General features: G+C 42.8%; 18 protein-coding genes. 13 read left to right on the top strand and 5 right to left on the bottom strand.

All coding sequences use genetic code 11. From position 1 onward, the window contains the following. Positions 1-64: 64 nt before the first annotated feature. Positions 65-1,918 (bottom strand): polyurethane esterase, encoded by a 1,854-nt coding sequence (locus tag EAE93_RS03645; protein ID WP_214039093.1) that lies wholly within the window; start codon positions 1,916-1,918, stop codon positions 65-67. Positions 1,919-2,931: 1,013 nt separating this feature from the next. On the opposite strand from EAE93_RS03645, the gene bla reads away from it, so the two are divergent. Beyond that, positions 2,932-3,816 (top strand): class A beta-lactamase, encoded by an 885-nt coding sequence (gene bla / locus EAE93_RS03640; protein WP_214039092.1) that lies wholly within the window; start codon positions 2,932-2,934, stop codon positions 3,814-3,816. A gap of 149 nt (positions 3,817-3,965) precedes the next feature. Here the strand turns inward: bla and EAE93_RS03635 are convergent, their stop codons facing one another. Together EAE93_RS03635 and EAE93_RS03630 are read right to left on the bottom strand one after the other, a co-directional pair. Next, the gene (locus tag EAE93_RS03635; protein WP_110086921.1) at positions 3,966-4,256 is read right to left on the bottom strand and encodes a type II toxin-antitoxin system RelE/ParE family toxin; all 291 of its coding nucleotides are present in this window, start codon (positions 4,254-4,256) and stop codon (positions 3,966-3,968) included. Further along, the gene (locus tag EAE93_RS03630) at positions 4,244-4,417 is read right to left on the bottom strand and encodes a transcriptional regulator (protein ID WP_088776108.1); all 174 of its coding nucleotides are present in this window, start codon (positions 4,415-4,417) and stop codon (positions 4,244-4,246) included. Before EAE93_RS03630 ends, EAE93_RS03635 begins: the two co-directional genes overlap by 13 nt. Positions 4,418-4,701: 284 nt before the next feature. On the opposite strand from EAE93_RS03630, the gene EAE93_RS03625 reads away from it, so the two are divergent. The 5 genes from EAE93_RS03625 to EAE93_RS03605 all read left to right on the top strand — a co-directional run bounded on the left by EAE93_RS03625 (position 4,702) and on the right by EAE93_RS03605 (position 9,531). Further along, complete coding sequence (locus EAE93_RS03625) at positions 4,702-4,956, top strand: type II toxin-antitoxin system prevent-host-death family antitoxin (protein WP_036776095.1); 255 nt, start codon at positions 4,702-4,704, stop codon at positions 4,954-4,956. Continuing rightward, positions 4,956-5,372, top strand: coding sequence for a type II toxin-antitoxin system VapC family toxin (locus tag EAE93_RS03620; RefSeq protein ID WP_214039183.1), 417 nt, complete (start codon positions 4,956-4,958; stop codon positions 5,370-5,372). Before EAE93_RS03625 ends, EAE93_RS03620 begins: the two co-directional genes overlap by 1 nt. Positions 5,373-5,696: 324 nt before the next feature. Continuing rightward, the gene (locus tag EAE93_RS03615; RefSeq protein WP_214039091.1) at positions 5,697-6,704 is read left to right on the top strand and encodes a phage tail protein; all 1,008 of its coding nucleotides are present in this window, start codon (positions 5,697-5,699) and stop codon (positions 6,702-6,704) included. Between the two features lie 169 nt (positions 6,705-6,873). Beyond that, positions 6,874-9,159, top strand: a complete 2,286-nt coding sequence (locus EAE93_RS03610; RefSeq protein ID WP_214039090.1) for an amidase — start codon at positions 6,874-6,876, stop codon at positions 9,157-9,159. 33 nt (positions 9,160-9,192) lie between these two features. Next, positions 9,193-9,531, top strand: coding sequence for a hypothetical protein (locus tag EAE93_RS03605; protein WP_321192522.1), 339 nt, complete (start codon positions 9,193-9,195; stop codon positions 9,529-9,531). A gap of 262 nt (positions 9,532-9,793) precedes the next feature. Here the strand turns inward: EAE93_RS03605 and EAE93_RS03600 are convergent, their stop codons facing one another. After that, the gene (locus tag EAE93_RS03600) at positions 9,794-10,048 is read right to left on the bottom strand and encodes a hypothetical protein (RefSeq protein WP_036806027.1); all 255 of its coding nucleotides are present in this window, start codon (positions 10,046-10,048) and stop codon (positions 9,794-9,796) included. Then, on the bottom strand, positions 10,041-10,469 hold the full coding sequence (locus tag EAE93_RS03595; protein WP_214039089.1) for a putative toxin-antitoxin system toxin component, PIN family: 429 nt from the start codon (positions 10,467-10,469) through the stop codon (positions 10,041-10,043). Before EAE93_RS03595 ends, EAE93_RS03600 begins: the two co-directional genes overlap by 8 nt. Before the next feature lie 694 nt (positions 10,470-11,163). Here EAE93_RS03595 and tssB point away from each other — a divergent pair. From tssB to EAE93_RS03560, 7 genes are read left to right on the top strand one after another with little or no spacing between them, the layout of a single operon-like run. Beyond that, positions 11,164-11,688, top strand: a complete 525-nt coding sequence (gene tssB / locus EAE93_RS03590) for a type VI secretion system contractile sheath small subunit (RefSeq protein ID WP_036806030.1) — start codon at positions 11,164-11,166, stop codon at positions 11,686-11,688. 7 nt (positions 11,689-11,695) lie between these two features. After that, positions 11,696-13,177 carry a type VI secretion system contractile sheath large subunit gene (tssC, locus tag EAE93_RS03585; protein WP_214039088.1) on the top strand — a complete coding sequence of 494 codons (1,482 nt, stop codon included), beginning with the start codon at positions 11,696-11,698 and terminating at the stop codon, positions 13,175-13,177. Positions 13,178-13,233: 56 nt separating this feature from the next. After that, entirely contained in the window at positions 13,234-13,728 is a 495-nt protein-coding gene (locus EAE93_RS03580; RefSeq protein WP_110086914.1) for an Hcp family type VI secretion system effector, read from the top strand. A 51-nt stretch (positions 13,729-13,779) separates the two neighbouring features. Next, positions 13,780-14,223, top strand: a complete 444-nt coding sequence (gene tssE, locus EAE93_RS03575) for a type VI secretion system baseplate subunit TssE (protein ID WP_036806036.1) — start codon at positions 13,780-13,782, stop codon at positions 14,221-14,223. Between the two features lie 4 nt (positions 14,224-14,227). Continuing rightward, complete coding sequence (gene tssF / locus EAE93_RS03570; protein WP_214039087.1) at positions 14,228-16,039, top strand: type VI secretion system baseplate subunit TssF; 1,812 nt, start codon at positions 14,228-14,230, stop codon at positions 16,037-16,039. Then, on the top strand, positions 16,030-17,004 hold the full coding sequence (gene tssG / locus EAE93_RS03565) for a type VI secretion system baseplate subunit TssG (protein WP_214039086.1): 975 nt from the start codon (positions 16,030-16,032) through the stop codon (positions 17,002-17,004). Before tssF ends, tssG begins: the two co-directional genes overlap by 10 nt. Positions 17,005-17,028: 24 nt before the next feature. Further along, complete coding sequence (locus EAE93_RS03560) at positions 17,029-19,035, top strand: type VI secretion system Vgr family protein (protein WP_214039085.1); 2,007 nt, start codon at positions 17,029-17,031, stop codon at positions 19,033-19,035. Positions 19,036-19,054: the final 19 nt, after the last annotated feature.

Genomic DNA, 19,054 nt, shown 5'->3' with positions numbered 1-19,054 from the left:
CTAAACCAAGATGGCCATTTTAACATGGCCACTTTACAGGTAGGGATATCGCATAATTTATATGTTACGCCAGTATTATATTATCCACCAACAAACTGTCCATGCTGACGCCAACCAAAGTGACTGAGTTTTGGCCGAAGGTAAATACCAGATCATTGTCCACCATAGAGACATGATCCAGATAATTACTTTTATCACTACTGCCTTCGGTACCCAAAAACACGAGTTTATCAGTCTTATTGTAGCCATAGATGATATCTTGCCCAAAATCACCGTTGAACAAGAAGGTATTGTTATTACCCTGACTTTTCATGACATCGTTACCTTCACCACCGACAAAAACATTATTATTGCCGAAGCCGATCAACGTATCATCACCATCCAGACCAAACAGCCAACTACCGGAAGTTTTAGACGTCAGTGTATCATTCCCATCATTGCCTGTTACTGAATTGGCGTATTTCGTCTTCAATCCGCTGTTGGAATACAAACCATCGGCCCTGACTTGAGAATCCACCTGTTTAGTCAAAAACAGCCAGGTACTTTCTTTACTTCTTATAGTGGAAATATCAGTAGCAACTGTGATACCACCTTGTGCATCACGCACATACAATGTACCTGCCTGGTCATAGGCTATTTCTGCATTTTTTAGTGACTTCTGTAAGTCAAAAGTATTATGGCCTTTCCCCCCGGCAATCATGTTAAATCCGCCGTCATCGCGGAATATATCATTGCCATCGCGTCCTTCCAGATAATCGTTTCCTTTACCACCTTTAATCAGGTCGTTGCCGTCGGTACCAATAATAAAAGTACTGCCAGTGTGTTTTTCAGCATTCCGGTTTAAATCCTGTACCCAAGTATTTTCACGGGTGACATTGGAAAGGTTGCTGACAACAATAGTCGAATCTTTATGTGTTAGGTCGTAGAACGTTGAATCCATAATACGTTGCATGCCGCTCTGGTAAAATGGCGTCACATGCGAAACCCAAGTTGACAGATTAGCAATAGAGAAGGGCAGTACATTCCACCAGTCTGATGCATAGTGATCGTTAAAATTAACAATATTATTTGTAGCCGAATCTCTTGGTACATCGTGAACGCCCGCAGAGTTCGCATCAACACTGGTGCCGTTGAGCACGCGGAATACAGGATCATTTTCATATCCTACATTCAGCACCTTGTTACCTTTCTCATACTGTGATGGCGAAGCGAAAGTGATATAGTTCGACTGGGAGTAGAATCCCCCCCATTTCGTATCGCTAGACTCCGCCATACTATTCACAGCTAACCCACCCAAACTATGGCCGCTGACCACAACGTCATTGCCCGTCAAACCGTGAGCTTTGGCATAATTGGCTACATGGTCCAGCAGCCGGCCAAAAGCGTTTGGCGCATAGTCATTCGAATAGTCTTTCTTACCTAAAGCCACCAGCACATTATTCATAATGTCGCCCAGTGTATCGGTAATAACTGACTCTCGAGGACCACTCGTACCGCGAAACGCAATGCCAATAGAAATCAAATTACCATCAGCATCATATTTTCCCATTACCTCTGCCTGAGCAGTGGAATGACTTGCTTTTTCGCCAAAAAAAGTACCGCGGGCATCAGTTCTACCCTGATAGCCTAACTCATCAGCACTGATAGTAAACCATCCTGATTCATTGAGTTTATCTTGTGCCTGTTTTTCCGCGTCTGGATTCCAAGGCAATTTAGGCGTGATGCCCTGCGATGTCGTGCTGCCGAGAATTGCGGTCAGCAACGTTAATGGCATCCCTAAACCAAAACCATAATTGTAATACCCCTCAGCAAATCCGCTACCCAGATTATGATAAGCATATCCGGAGATAGTTTTTGCGTCGGAAAACAACTCTTTGGAAGTAGCGCTATCAAAGTCTTTGTACTGAAAAACACCCATGATGCATATCCTTGTTAAGTTAAAATAAGGTTAAAAAAGTGTTCTAAAAATATTAACCAGCTAGGTAAGTATAGATTGATGTAGATCATTTAAAGAGTAATTGTCTAAAAATTTATAAATTAGTGAGCCATAATGAAAATTTAATATTTTTACAAATCTTTAATTGAATAAATTAAGTTTATATGCTAAACGATCTCGCGGGTGAGAATAAACATACTAAATATATCTATATCATTGTTGATAGTTTTTAAAAGTAACTAAATTAATAGATAGTTATAGTTCACAATATTATAAAGGGAGATCGGTTAATTCCATTTAATACATATAAAATAAATATGGATATTTAAATTAAATGAAAAAATTTATCGCTGACTCACTTAATTGGTTAGAAAAATAAAATTAAAACCCATTCAAATTAATGCATAATACTGACATTCATTTCTTATTGATTAGAATAGTTGTTATTACTCTTTCAATATAATTTTTTTAATAATCAATTCACAAATACAATACATTGATTTTTTATTTAAAAACAAACTTTAAAATAAGATTATAATTGTATTATGTTAATAGTTATATTTATTAAATTGCAATGATAAATCTGTATTTATATTTTTAATACTTACTATTTTAAATTAGTTTTATTCGATAAATTTTTAATTTTATATCCATACAACAATTAAATTAAAAACACTTAAAAATCAATAAAATATCACCATTTCATTAGCGTAAAATCACAGCCATAAGTAATGTGGATCATTTATAATAAGTTATTGGATTTAATTTTTTACACAGGGTATAAAATGAATTAAAAATAACAAAAATAATTCTAAATCTTCTAATTACAATTACCACAGCATTAAATGAAATATTATTTCACATTATATCTCAGATTAAACACAATGCTTATCATGATAAAAACCCCCATAATAAAATATTATTAAAAATAGTGCGACATTACTTTTTTCTCTCTATAATGCGTTTTTTTATTATCCATATTACGGGATCCAAATATGAAACACTCTCCGTTGCGGCGTTCGTTATTATTAGCCGGTATCACATTTCCATTGATCAACTTTGCTTTTCCAGCATGGTCTAGCGCCACTCCCTCATCCCTGCATAAACAACTTGCCGAACTGGAAAATAGTACAAAAGGTCGTTTAGGTGTGATGCTGATTAATACTGCCAACGGTCAGGAAATTCAATACCGAGGGGATGAACGTTTTCCTTTTTGTAGCACTTTCAAGCTGATACTTGCTGCGGCGGTGTTGCACAAAAGCATGTCCCAGCCAGAATTATTAGCGAAACATATTCATTATCGTGAGTCTGACTTACTCTCTTATGCTCCTATTACGCACAAGAATTTAAATCAAGGGATGAGCGTTGCACAATTATGTGCGGCAACAGTGCAATACAGCGATAACACCGCAGCAAATCTATTGATTAAAGAATTGGGGGGATTAGAGGCAGTAAATCGCTTCACTCAAGGTATAGGTGATCCTGCATTTCGACTCGATCGCAGGGAACCTGATTTGAACAGCGCCATTCCCGGTGACCTCAGAGATACCACAACACCCGCGGCAATGGCGGCCAGCGTGAAGCAAATCGTGCTTGGAGAGGTACTTGGAGCATCACAACGTGAACAGTTAATCGTCTGGCTTAAAGGAAATACCACCGGAAATGCCAGTATTCGCGCTGGTACCCCAGCCGACTGGGTAGTGGGTGATAAAACCGGAGGTGGTGATTATGGCACCACTAACGATGTCGCGGTACTTTGGCCGCCAAAGGGGGCGCCTGTGGTTCTGGCAGTTTACTTTACCCAACCTCAGCAAGATGCCGAATCACGCCGTGATGTACTTGCTGCGGCTACGCGGTTGGTGATGGCGCATTTAACCTAATTTTTCCTGGGATGCTAAGAGGGTGAATGACTAAAGTTTACACCCCTTAGCATTATGTAGTAACGTGCCTGCATAATACCGGAGTACACCATGTCAATCACAACCTTATCGAGTAGTGGGTGATAAAACCGGTAGTGGTGATCATTATTTTAATATCCAGCCTCTTTTTGATGTCGTACAGCAAAAATTGTGGCTGTTTCACCCTCAATCCGGTACATGGCGATATAGCCGCTACTTCCAAAATCAATAAGCCACTCCCGGAATGCCGGATCCATCTCGTCAACAGGGCGTCCTGCTTCAGGTTGACGTGCCAGCATTTTCACGCCAGCACGTATTGTTTTAATGGCTCTACGAGCAGTGTCTTTGTCTTTTTTGGCAAGAAAACCATAGAGCCGCTGTATATCAGCAAGGGTAAACGGAGACCAAATCAAACGTGGCATTCAGGTAACTCCGCATCTTCTCCTGCTTCGAGCTTAGCTAACCAATCATCCGCTTCTTCAAGCGTTAGGTGTAGTCCATTCTCTTGATACTCTTCCCAGGCACGCAATGCATCCTGTTTGAAAGATTCACGTTTTTCTTCACGCTCTACATAGGTTGCCATTTTTTTCCACCTAAATATTAAAAGGTAATACCTTTTAATACTCTATCATGAAATCTCCGCCTTGCTACCAAGTAAAGAAAACCTTCGTTTTTCACTTGATTGATGCAACCTCAACAAGATACCGAATCACACAACGATGTACTTGCTTCGGCTACGCGGTTGGTGATGGCGCATTTAACCTAATTTTTCCTGGGATGCTAAGAGGGTGAATGACTAAAATTTGCACCCCTTAGCAATATGTAGTAACGTACCTACATAAATTAGCTATTATATCGAGGTGCACCATGTCAATCACAACCTTATCGAGTCGGCAGCTCAATCAGGATGTCAGCGGGGCAAAAAAAGCAGCTAAAAGCGGTCCAGTGTTCATCACAGATCGTGGCAAACCGGCACATGTCCTGCTAACCATTGAGGAATACCAACGAATCACCAAGCAAAGTAGAAACATCGCTGATGCTTTAGCAATGCCCGGTGTTGAAGATATTGAATTCAATCCACCACGTGTCGTTATCAATAGCCGTCCAGCCAATTTCTCATGATGTATATTCTTGATACTAATATTGTCTCCGAACTTCGGAAAGTTCGAACGGGTAAAGCTAATGCCGGTGTGGCTGCATGGACTGAAAGTGTTGATGCAACGAAGCTTTTCCTGTCAGCCATTACTATTATGGAGCTGGAAACCGGCATCTTACAGATTGAACGACGAGACATAACCCAAGGGGCATTATTGCGCTCATGGTTCAACCACCATGTAATACCGGAATTTACTGGTCGGATCTTGCCAGTAGATACGGCTGTAGCTCAGCGGTGTGCCCGGTTGCATGTCCCTGATCCATGCTCAGAGCGTGATGCACTAATCGCCGCCACCGCGCTGGTTCATGGTATGACTGTCATCACACGAAATGTGATTGATTTTGAATTGACCGGTGTACCAATATTAAATCCCTGGGTTTAAGGATGATGAAATATTTAAATATGCATGTTTATATTAAGTAGAAAATAAACATGGATATTAATGTATTTATTAAAAATCAAATCAAATAAGAACATTTTCATATTTTATAGATTAATTTTCAATAAAATATAAAGGGAATAATTCACCACTTATTAATCAATTTATTATCCACTTATACAAAAATAATTAACCCTGTAAGCTATAAAAACAACCCATTATTATTTTCTTGAACTAGACTATGATTGTCGTCAATAGATAGAGTTATCTATACGATAATATAACATATTAATTACGTAATAAAATTATTTTATTCAAGAGGGGAATATGAGCAATAAAAATGATTTTAAAGCTTTTTCTATTAGTAATAATGCTAATGTAGTGAGTCAAGAAAAATATGAGGAAAATCAAAGCTTACAAGTGGGATTTCCACCAGACAATATATCTACTCACGTATTGAATAAGGCATTACGCCAATCATCAACAATAGCCGCTGTTATCGCTAACTTTATTGCGACACAATCTGATGATGATGTTCTGGATGATGGTGATATAGCTAAACTCACCGCCAAATTAAATCAAGCGTTAAAACAAAAAGTCACAGCAGAAATTCCCAATGCCTCATTAACACAAAAAGGCGTTGTTCAACTGACCAATGAAATTGGCAATAATGACACATTGGCAGTGACACAAAAGCTAGTGCAGGAAATCATCAACTCATTGCGTGGGAATATTGATGGTAAAGTCTCCAATAGCCGGAAAATAAATGGTAAAACATTGACTGAGGATATTAATCTGAATGCAAGTGATGTAGGGGCATATACTCGAACAGAGGTATACACCCGATCAGAAGTATATACACGCGCAGAGGTAGATAGACTGATTAAAACAACTAATGAAATTCCTGTTGGTGCTCCTATTCCCTGGCCGTTGCCCCATCCACCTATCGGCTATTTCACTTGTAATGGTTCCGCTTTTAATAAATTACAGTATCCAAAGTTAGCAGAAGCTTATCCTGATGGCAGATTACCCGATTTAAGAGGCGAATTTATTCGCGGTTGGGATGATGGGCGCGGTGTGGATGCTAAGCGTGTAATTTTAACATCTCAAGAGGATGCCATTCAAAAAATTACGGGAACATTTACAACGATCAGAGCTGTTGTTATTAACGCCGCTGGAGCATTTTCACTTGGCGATAGTACACATAGAGGCAATACACTTGATGGGGGGGACTACGGAAGAGTGGTCAATTTCGATTCATCACTTGTCGCACGTGCAGCAACAGAAACACGACCACGCAATATCGCATTTAACTACATCGTAAAGGCGGAATAATAATGACACAAGAAAATATCTTAGATTCAAAAACGCTGTATTAGGGATCTAATGGAATAATCCCCAATTTTATCAAGTTTGCTTTTCCGAATGGCGTAATGACTTATCTATCTTCATATTTAAGTTCTAATTTAACCACATTCAGTTCACCCATTATTGGAGATTAATTATGGACTTAGAAAGCATAACTGCCGTTCGGTCAGGTCGATCTATTACATGTAATGCATGGTTGTTCTGGTTAAGGAAGTTCACCGGGAACATACCCAACAGCGTGCTAGTAGTGATGGGCTCATTATTCATGAGCGCGGTATTTATGCCAACGACTGATGCATCCAACACACGGATTTTTTCGTTGCAAGAAGCAACCATCAAACAGATGCAGCAAGCGATGGAGGCTGGTGCGTTGTCGAGTGTCGAATTGACGACAATGTACCTGAACCGAGTATATGCCTACGATCTCAATGGCATAAAACTGAACTCCATTCCTGTCTTAAATCCAAGAGCGCTTGAGGAGGCTGCGGAGACAGACCGTCTGCGGTCTGAAGGCATAATACTCGGGCCTCTTCACGGAATCCCTTACACTGTTAAGGATAGCTATATGGTTGCTGGTCTCACCGTAGCTGCGGGTTCGCCCGCCTTCAAAAAGCTGATGGCAAAAGATGATGCTTTCACGGTTAAAAAGATTCGGGAGTCTGGTGGGGTTCTCATCGGAAAGACCAACATGCCTCCGATGGCAGTCGGCGGCATGCAGCGAGGTGTTTATGGTCGTTCGGAAAGTCCCTACAACGCCGACTATCTCACGGCCGCATGGTCTTCCGGTTCATCGAACGGTTCGGCTACTGCGACGGCCGCAAATTTCGCGGCTTTCGGGATGGGGGAGGAAACCATATCGTCTGGCCGTTCACCTGCTTCTAATAATGCTCTGGCGGCCTATACTCCTTCACGTGGATTGATCTCAACCCGAGGCAATTGGCCTCTGTACCCTATACGTGATGTGGTTGTCCCGCATACACGTACTGTTGAGGATATGCTTCGAGTCCTGGATGTGGTAGTGGTTGATGATCCAATCACAGAAGGAGACCTCTGGCGTCATCAGAAAGTTGTCAAACTCCCTGCCGTGACTTCAGTACGCCCTAAAACCTATCTTGAACTCAGGGACCCAAATTCGCTGAAAGGACGAAGAGTTGGTGTTCCAAAGATGTACATTGGCAAAGATTTTGGCGGCAGTGATCCCGTTCGCGTCAGGCCGTCTATCATTGAACTTTGGGATAAGGCTGCTGCCGACCTTCGTACGCTTGGCGCTGAGGTGATTGAAATCGATTTCCCACTCCAGAATAATTATGAGGGAGACCGTGTAGGTACCAGAACAATGGAAGAGCGCGGACTTATTCCGCTCAACTGGGTGGAATTGGAGTTTAACTACATAAATTCCTATGCGGCCGAAGAGTTCCTCAAGAGCGTAGGAGACCCGAATTTCCCTTCTTGGACTAAGATTGACCCGGCGACAGTATTTCCGACCCCGCCAGCATCCGTCGATGCGTGTCGCGGATTTAATCGAGATTCAGATTATAAATTGCTCATCGACACAATCAAAGCTGGAGTCCAGCCCATCGAGAAACTACCGGGTTTTGCGGCTATGCTCCGCGGCCTCGAAGAAACGCGAAAGATAGACCTTGAGAACTGGATGAAGGTGGAGAAACTTGATCTCATTGTTTTTCCCGCAAACGGCAACATCGGTAAGGCTAACGCAGATGTCAATGATGTCTCGTACGAAGAAGCATTGCAGAACGGTAACCTTTACTCGAACACCAACTATGTTCTCCGTCACTTGGGCATCCCGAGTGTTTCAGTGAGCATGGGGACCATGAAGGACACGGGTATTCCTGTTAACTTAACATTCATTGGCCCAGCTTACAGCGACAACGATCTGCTTCGGTATGCATACGCTTATGAATTCGCTACCAATAACAGAACCCTAGCAACCCGGGTTTCCCCATTGGCCGACGAAATACTGTACTACTCAGACGGGAAAACAGTACCACCGGTGCAACGTACAGATAAACTGCCCCCGATGTTAGTATTGAATGCATCTCTTGCCGGTACTACGCTTACAATTTCTGGTACGGCGAAGGACACAAGTAAAATTGCAACAACGCGTGTTTATGTTAATGGGATAAAGATACCATTTGATGGCGATTTGATTAACTGGCAGGCGAAAGTTGACACCAAAAAATACTACAACATCACAGCATTAGCCGCAGAAGCACTTTTCGTGGTTGTTATTTCTAAAGACGAATATGGTAATACGGCCGCGGCAACCAAAAGTATCAAATTGCCGGTAAGCGAGAGTAAAGCGACAATACAGATCGACAACGGGACTACGCCATCATCTGCACGTCCGCCAGCAATCATACCTGCGTGTATACCTGGCGGCGCCCCACAACATATTGGTTAAACAGGCGGACACCTATACCCTATGGATTTCAAGATGGATCGCGACGGCAAGGGAGTGATTAGTAATAATGCTAATGTGGTAAGTCAAGAAAAATATGAAACAGATAAGAGTTTACAGGAAGGATTTCCACCAGAAAATATCTCTACTCATATATTAAATAAGGCATTACGCCAATCATCAACAATAGCCTCTGTGGTAGCTAATTTTATCGCGACACAATCTGGCGATGATGTTTTAGATGATGGTGATATAGCTAAACTTACCGCCAAATTAAATCAAGCGTTAAAACAAAAAGTCACCGCAGAAATTCCCAATGCCTCAACTTATTGCGTGGGAATCTTGATGGTAAAGTCTCCAATAGCCGTAAAATAAATGGTAAAGCGTTGACTGAGGATATTAATCTGAATGCGAGTGATGTAGGGGTTAGTTATGAATAATATCATCGTTCATCATGACACGTGGCTCTAGCAAAATCATTTTCACGGATAATAAAAGCTCATCAGGTAAGATGAGCTTTTATTGCTTTCTAGACACGCTCGAAGTTTGGATTGAGCATCGTCATCATTTTTGGAAAACCAGATGGACAAGAATACAGTTCCTATGCTCTGAAAAAGTAACTTTCCAGTTCAGTATGTTATCGATGAACAAGTTCATCATCAGTGCGAGGCGCTTCTCCACCTGTCCGGAATAGAATATCCCGGAATGCTTTTATATCAGCAGCTTTGGCACGGTCTGAAAAAAATTGCTCAGTTTCCAGAGCAGAAATTTTTTCCGCAACTGCGATAGCAATAAACTGGTTAACGCTGGTACGATCACGCTTTGCCACTCTGGTGACTTCCTCTCTTAGAGATTTCGGTAATCGCAATGGATAGGTTGATGTTTCACTCATTTCTCACTCTCCTAATGGCAATGGCCGGTGTCAGAACCTCAATATTGAACATTCCAGGTACAGTACCATAGTCGCGTAAATTAAAGGTTACAATGGCATTGGCTCTGCCATTAACCGCTGCTTCCAATACCATTTCATCATTGGGATCACGGAGCATTGGTCGCCATAAATAATGCGTCTTGACCGGCTCAATCAATGCTGCAAGCCCATCAACGAAAACATGAGCCTGCTTCTGAGTTAGGCCCGCCGCAGTCCAATGTATGGGCATAGTACACTTTGCCTCATACTCAAAAAATAGCGGGACACTGGCCAGCGACACAATCTTGTTATCTAAGGCTGCTCCTAACAGAGCAGCAGATGCACCACTTGGGCTACGCATGGCAGCTACGATGACATCAGTATCTAAAACGAATCTATTCATGCTCTGAAATATATGTCACATCACATACGATGTCAAATTTTCAAAAAGAATAAGTAAAAGAAGACCCTCGTTTTGTTAACCATCTCATATAATCCCTGAAAATCAAAGAGTTTGCTTAAAGTTAATGGTTAATATAAATCAGGTTGATATTTCATTAGCGACAAACTTAATTAGCCTAAAAAGACACAAAATCAAATATTAATAAAGCGCTGTTTCTTAATCAGCGCTTTGATGCAATAAAAACTCAAAAAGTATTTTATTTCCATAAAAAAGTTAACCACAGATTAAATCAAACTCTAATTCCATCTATATTTATATTTTTCTGACTCGTCAGATTTCGATTATTAAAAACAACGATATGAAAAATAAGACAAGTATGAAAATACATTTTCACCACAATGTGCTTTATCTATTTTTCACAGCAAATACAATCAATTACAAAATAATGTGAAATTACAGATATTATATTTCACCCTGATACTATTGCATTAAGTTAATATCCGTGAGAATTTATTCCACGCCGAAATACGGTGGGTTTTGAATATCATTAAATGTGTCACAGCATATTAGCTTGCTATCAATAGCGTTAATTGATCTCTTCATCTATTTCTCATCTTATTCGGCTATTTAATCAGGTTTGGTGCGGTTTAATATAAGTTTGCACTTCCTGTCATATATAAAGGTAAAAGGTGCCATGAATACTCAACGTAAGCTTGATAAAGTCAGACCGCCCCGAGTTCAGATTACTTATGATGTTGAATTAGGTGGCGCGGTCGAGAAAAAAGAATTGCCTTTAGTTATTGGTGTTATTGGGCAATTCGCTGAGCAATCTATTCCGATGCGTGAACGTCGTTTCATGCATGTTGATAAAGATAATTTTAATGCGGTGATGGAAGGTTTGTCGCCTTCATTGGAATTACAAGTTGAAAGCGCGCTGCCGGGTCAGAGCGGATTTATGAATGTCGATTTGCAATTTAAATCAATGGCTGACTTTACCCCAGAGAATTTGGCGAAACAGATAGAACCGCTTCGTCATTTATTAGAGGTACGCAGCAAACTCAGCGATTTGAAAGGCCGTGCATTGAGCAATGAAAAATTGCGTGACCGTCTGGCGGAAATTCTAGCTGAACATGCGGATAAATTACCGCAGGTAAATGAAGAAGCAGATGACGTCACCCCGGAAAATAGCAATATCCCGGAAAATAACAATGCACAGTGAGGGCAGTATGGAACAGAGCGTTGTTGAACAACAAGAATTGAAAACGACGGAAACAAATGGTGATTTTCTTGATCAGATTATTGATAACACGCAAGCCATTCGTCGAGAAGCAGATCGTGATCGGGTAAAAAGCCAGCTCGACCAGTTTTTGGCCGAAGTCACCTCCGGTTCACTGGTGGTTTCCGGCGATTTGGTAAACAGCATTGACGAACGTATCGCAGCGATTGATGCGCTGATGTCCGCTCAACTGAGTCTGGTATTACACCACCCGAAATTTCAGCGTTTGGAATCCTCTTGGGTGGGACTTAAAGGATTACTTGACCAAAGCGAAACGGATAATACCCAAATCCGCATGTTGAACGCGACGAAAACCGATTTAATTAAAGATTTTAAATCGGCATCGGATTTCGATCAGTCAATGCTGTTTAAAAATGTGTATGAATATGAATACGGTACCTTTGGTGGTGAACCTTATTCAGCATTTGTCGGTGATTTTGACTTTGATAACAGCCCGGAAGATCTCTATTTGCTAGAACAGATTTCTCATGTGGCCGCCGCAGCCCATGCGCCGTTTATCAGTTCAGTCAACGCGGGCATGTTGGGGCTGAATGATTTTGGTGAACTACCACGTCCACGTGATTTATCCAAACTGCTTGCAACATCCGATTACCTGCGTTGGAAACGCTTCCGGGAATCTGATGACTCCCGTTATGTCGGCTTGACTTTACCACGAGTGATTGGTCGTTTGCCTTATGGAGCAAAAACCATCCCGGTTGAGCAATTCTGCTTCGAAGAGCAGGTGAAGGAAGGGGATAGCAGCAGTTATCTGTGGATTAACGCCGCCTATGCACTGGCAGGTCGTATGGTGTCGGCATTTGAACAGTATGGTTGGTGTGCGGCGATCCGTGGTGTAGAAGGGGGAGGATTGGTCGAAGCATTGCCTGCGTATCATTATGTCTCTGTGTCCGGTGAAAATGTGCTGCAATGCCCGACTGAGGTGGCTATTTCTGATCGCCGTGAAAAAGAGTTAGCAGAATTAGGGTTCATTCCTCTGGTTTATTATAAAGGGACTGACTACGCCGCATTTTTCTCGGTACAGTCACCGAATAAACCAAGGAAATATAATTCTGACCTGGCAAACGCTAACGCAAAATTATCAACCCAATTGCAATATATCATGACAACATCTCGTTTCGCCCATTATCTGAAAATGATTGTACGTGACAAAGTGGGCAGTTTTATGTCTCGCGGAGAATGTCAATCTTATCTGCAAAATTGGATCAACCAATATATTGTTGGCTCTGATACCGTTGGCGCAGAAATTAAAGCGAGTCACCCATTACGTGAGGCAAGAGTTGATGTCGTTGAAGTCCCCGGCTCACCGGGAACATATCGGGCTGTAGCCTATTTAAGGCCGCATTTCCAATTAGAAGGATTAAGTATGTCTTTACGGTTGGTTGCTGATTTACCGCCGTCATCGGTTGCCTGATTTTTCTATTTATTAATATTTATCCTATTTATTACAACTAACTGGAGTAGTTAATTATGAGTTCTTCAATTTTTTTACAAATTGATGGTATTACAGGTGAGAGTACCGACAGCAAACATAAAGAGTGGATTGAGCTGAGTCATGTCAATTTTGGCGCGTTCAACCATGCACGTATCGCAGACAGCGGTAAACGTAAAATTACCGTTGGTGCATCGGATTTCCGTACCATTGACTGTGTGAAAGTGCTGGATTCCAGTTCAATTGGTTTGCTGTCCGCTGTGGCGCAAGGTACCGCAATTAAGAAAGTGAAATTGGAAATTTGCACGCTTTTCAAAGGCGAAATGCATCCTTATGCAGAAGTAGAAATGGACGAATGTATTATCTCTGACATTCATGAAACATGTTCACGTGGTGGTGAATTCCCACAAGAACAGATTTCTATCGCCTATTCCAAAATTAAGTGGACATTTACGCCACTCAAAGAAGATGGAACGGTAGGAAAGAAGGTGGGGCCGGAAGGTTGGGATCTTATCGAGAACAAAAAACAGTAACAATTATCGTTTACTGCCGGCCTTTGGCCGGCAGTTTATAACCGGAAAAATATGATGATTCGACCTTCACTTCTCCATCTCTTAAAAGATGATTATCCACAAGATGAAAAACGGGGTGTCACATTGGTTTGGTCACGTCAGGAAGTTGTACAAAGTCTAATTTCTGATTTGAATATGTTATTTTCATCAAGACCGATTTCTGAAATTTCCCCCTTATTTGGTGAGTTACCGAAATCAGTTTTAAATTATGGCGTTTCCGATGTCATTAATGTAGATATTTCCGATGATGAACGTATTGATGCACTGAGTAATAATATTTACCAGGCTATTTCTTGGTTCGAACCGCGCTTGAAAAATGTCGTTATTACATTACAAAAAAACACGCCAGAAAATATAACTTTCTGGGTGAGTGGAATTTTCTTCAACGAACAAGTGGTGTTTTCTATCTCATGGAACAGTACCGCGTATACCTATTCAATTTCATGGGATAAATAACAACATGATGTTATTACCACAAAAAATACTGACTTATTACAACCGGGAATTAAGTTATTTAAGACAATATGGCGCTGCTTTCTCTCAGCGTTTTCCCAAAATTGCTAAACGTCTTGGGTTTGCGGAAGGTGTTTCAGAAGATCCGCATGTAGAACGTCTGGTGGAATCTTTTGCATTTCTGACAGCAAAAATCCATCAGCGGATTGATGAAGATATGCCGGAGCTGAGTAACGCTATGTTGGAAGTACTGGCGCCACAATTTTTACGTCAAGTACCCTCGGTATCGTTGGTGCAGTTCCAACAAGACCCATTAGCATCCGGCGTGACCGGAATGATGACGGTGGCGCGGCATACTCCATTGATTTCTCAACCGGTAGGTGATGTGACCTGTCGTTTCCGCACGGTATACCCGCTCGAGATGTTGCCATTGGATTTAACTCACGCAGCATTGATACCAGACCCTTACGATCGGGACTTTATCTTAACGCTAAATTTTACCCTGTGGCCGGGCGCCAGCTTTCAGGCGCAACATATCCGGTTGTACTTACATGGCGCACCGGTGTTAACCCATTGTTTGTATGAATTGTTGTCGGCGCAAGTTAAGCAGCTGGAATGTCGGTTAGGTGAGCGTACATTCAACCTGAATAGCCGAGATGTTCAGGTGGTGGGCTTCGATCCACAAGATAACTTATGCGCCGATGATTCATTGATAAATCCGGTTCATCACTTGTTTCGTGATTATTTTAGTTTCCCGGAAAAATTCTTATTCCTGGATATTCCGCTACCGGATGCCGGCTTAATTACCAGTTCATTAGGTGAGCTGCAATACCGTTTTCGGCTTAAAGATTGTGTCGCATCGCGTCGAATTGAACGTATGAGTGATAAAGTCAGCAACGAAACTTTCCGACTGAATTGTGTGCCGATAATTAACCTGTTTCCTCATCAGGCGGAACCGATTATTCCACTGGAAACAGAACACGAATATCTGGTTCAACCGGATGCTCGTCGTCCACAAAGTATGGAAATCTATACCATCGATCAGGTCGAGATTGTCAGCCGTCAGCAGGAACAATTAAGTTCCAAACCAGTACCGTCATTATTTGGTATTGAACATACACAGTCTGATGAACAGTTCCCGTTATTTTGGCAGGCAACTCCGCGCCCCTCACTCAGGCATAACGATCTGGGGATGAATATGTTCATCGGTTTTTCTGATAGCAGCGGCGAACATCTGAAACCTGAAACCGATGTGGTGATTTTGAGTCTGACTTGTACTAACCGTGATATACCGCGGCAGTTGAACAACGGTCATCCTGATGGGGATTTCGAATCAGAAAGCGCACTTCCGGGCGTAAAAATTCTGGGACTGATCCGTCCTCGCTTGCCGGTGCGTCCACAACCCAATAGTGCCTTGAACTGGCGGTTGGTATCGCAACTCAATTTGAACCAAATGCTACTGAGTGGTCCGCAGGGTGTTCAGTGCTTAAAAGAGACGCTAGAACTCTACAATTTGCTTGGTGATCCGGCCATATCGCGGTTGATTGCACAATTACAGCAGGTTGCTATCGCGCCGGTGAGTGCACGCCTTAATCCCACCGATCCCTATTCCTTGGCGCGTGGGCTGGAAGTGACATTGACATTTCAAGCACAAGCGGGGGAATTTGTGGATTTTTATCTGTTTTGCAGCCTGTTAGAACGTTTTATCGCCATGTACGCGCCGATTAACAGCTTCACGCAGACCGTAACGCAGCTAGAGACGGTTAATAACAGTTCTCGTCGTTGGCCGCGTCGCAGTGGGAGACTGACATGGCTTTAGAAAATAAGATACGTTTAGCTGGCGGCCGTTTTTATCAAAATGTACGTCGTCTGCTTAAACGTTGTCGCCAACTAGAAGAAACAGCAATCACCCCTGATGATGTGGTGCAATTTAGCTCTGTACTCACATTGGATGCGCCGGAAAGGGAAGTCGAGTCTCTATTGCCACCGCAAGAGGGGTACGAGCAATATCGCATGGCGGTACATCACTTTGGCCTATTAGGAACCCTTGGCGCATTACCGTTGCGCTATACCGAATGGCTGATTGACAGACGTTACCGCTATGGCGACGAATCAGCTCAAGCATTTATTGATATCTTTACTCATCGCCTGCTTAGCCTGCGTTTTCAGGCATGGCAGAAATACCGGTTGTATATCAATACAGAGTTACAAACCCATGCGGAGTTGCAAAACTATCGAGCTTTACCGGCGGTCATTTCAGCGGTTGCCGGCCAGTTAATGGCGGACACCACACAACGTTCTCATCCCGCCTGTGTCGGATTATTAGCAACACCGGTCCGCTCAATGGTGAATTTACAACACCTGTTACAGCGAGAATTTGGGATGGCGGTCAACATCCAGCCTTTTAAAGGGCGCTGGCAATATGCTGAACAGGCTCACTGTTGCTGTTTAGGTCGCAGTTTGTTAGGCGATAACCCGATGTTGGGACATGTTTATTGGGATATTCAATCAGGATTTCATGTTCAATTAGGACCGTTTGCCGCTCGGCAGCGCACCGCCTTTATGCCGGGAAATGAACAATATCGCAGACTGACACAATGGGTGTGGCAATTTGCCGGACCGATGCTCTCCTTTTCACTGGAATTATTGGTACAGCATAGTGGGCAAGGCAATGTACTAAATGGCAGCCGCCAATTGGGGTGGGATGGTTGTTTGGGCAATACCGGCGAGAACAATATTCAGCGTATCTATTTGGCTGAATGTACCGGTCCTTACGCAAGTTAAACAAAAAACGCAGGTAATAAAAAGATGCTGTTAGGGCAAAAGAATCGTTTTTTACAGGTTATCGGTAGCCTGTCAGATATTGTGGCATTGAACAAAATAGAGGGTGAAGAGCGCCTGTCGCGGCCTTATTCATTTTCTGCTCAGCTCTATTCCAACGCAGACTGGGATAAGCTGGAGTCTCATATCGGCAAGCCTTTGGCATTCCGTCTTGGTGAAGCGCCGAATCATCGCATTGTGCATGGCATATTGACCGAATTGCAGCAACAAGGTTCTAGCGACGGCCAGTTTTGTTATCAGGCACGTATTGAACCCTGGCTAAAAATGCTGACATTAACCCATAATTTGCGCGTCTATCAGCGCATCAGCGTGCCGGATATGGTATGTGATATCTTCCGTAAACGTGGGTTTAACGACGTTGAACTGGCGTTAAAAAGCCGTTATCCAAAGCTTGAATATTGTATGCAATACAAGGAATCAGATTTTGACTTTGTGACACGTCAGCTGGAACAAGCGGGGATTTTCTATTTCTTTCGCCATGAAGAGGGACGTCATGTACTGGTATTGGCGGATCACCCTTCGACGTTTATTAACGCGCCTTTAGCGGTATTGCCATATCAATCGAAGATCGGTGATCAACAGGGTTATGGGCTACGCGCCTGGCATATTCATCGCACAATGATTCCAGGTACCGCGGAAATGAATGGTTATAACGTTAAAAGTGCTGCGGCAATCAGTGCCAGCGCCAAAGCGAACAGCGGCTATTCCACCAATCCCAAGCTTTCTATCTATGATGATCGACGTCAAGAGGAGCGTAATCAACTGGAAGCACAGGCAACGCTGTGCATGGAACAGTGGGAATCACAGTCCTATTATGCACGTGCCGCTAACAATTATCCCAGTTTACAAGTGGGGCATCAGTTCACCCTGAAAGGGCACACCAGTGCCGATGGCCGTTATGCCGTGGGCCACCAGCGATTAAAAGCGGAAAGCAATCTGGAGGAAGGAGAATTACTGTTTTCGTCTCAAGTGACCTTATTCCCGGCAAATAAAGCATTTCGCCCGCGTTCTTCTGTTACGCGGCCCTACATTTCCGGCGTATTGTCTGCGCTGGTGGTGGGGCCGAAATCAGAAGAGATTCACACTGATCAACAAGGACGCATCAAAATCCAGTTTCACTGGGATAAAGAACATAAAAAAGATGATAACAGCTCCTGCTGGATACGTGTCAGCCAGTTCTGGAATGGCGCAAAGTTTGGTGCGCAATTTGTACCACGTGTGGGCAGCGAAGTATTAGTGAGTTTTATTGATGGCGACCCGGATAACCCGCTGGTGACCGGAACGGTTTATAACGGGGTAAAAATGCCGCCATTCGCGCTACCGGGACAAAAAACCCAAAGTGGTATCGCTACGCGCAGTAGTGCAAAAGGCACGGTGGAGCAAGGACATCAGTTTTGTTTCGAAGATAAGAAAGGTGAAGAGTTTATTTTGCTTCACTCACAAAAAGATATGCGCCTGAAAGTGAAAAATGATTTTTCGGCGCAAATCGATCGCAACGTGTTATGGGAAATCCAAGAAAAGCGCGATACCCAAATTAAAAAGGGCAATGACACGTTAATTCTGAGCGAAGGCAATGCCTTAACTGAGGTAAAAAAAGGCGACAAGAAACAGATCTTGGATCGCGGCAATTTCACCACCACCGTCAGCGCCGGCAGTTATGAGCTGGAGGTATCCAGAGGTAACGCCAAAATCAATGTAGGTCAACAATGCACAATTACAGCAAATCAGGGCATTGAACTGAAAGTCGGCGCCAGCAAATTATCGATTACCCCATCCGGGATTACCATCAAAGCGCCATCCGTCAAAGTAGAAGGATCAGGAAAACTGGCGTTGAAGAGCGGCGGCATGGCGGAGCTAACCGGCACCACAGTAAAAGTAGAAGGCAGTGCGATGGCACAATTAAAAGGCGGCATTGTTCAGGTGGATGCGACCGGTATTGCTATGGTGAAAGGAACTTTGACCAAGATTGGTTAATAGCAGGATCAACGAACAA

Origin of the sequence: Photorhabdus akhurstii (assembly GCF_018448925.1) — a bacterium.
Classification (GTDB): Bacteria; Pseudomonadota; Gammaproteobacteria; order Enterobacterales; family Enterobacteriaceae; genus Photorhabdus; species Photorhabdus akhurstii.
Note: the sequence above shows the minus strand (reverse complement) of the source record. Positions and strands in the feature narration are given on the sequence as shown.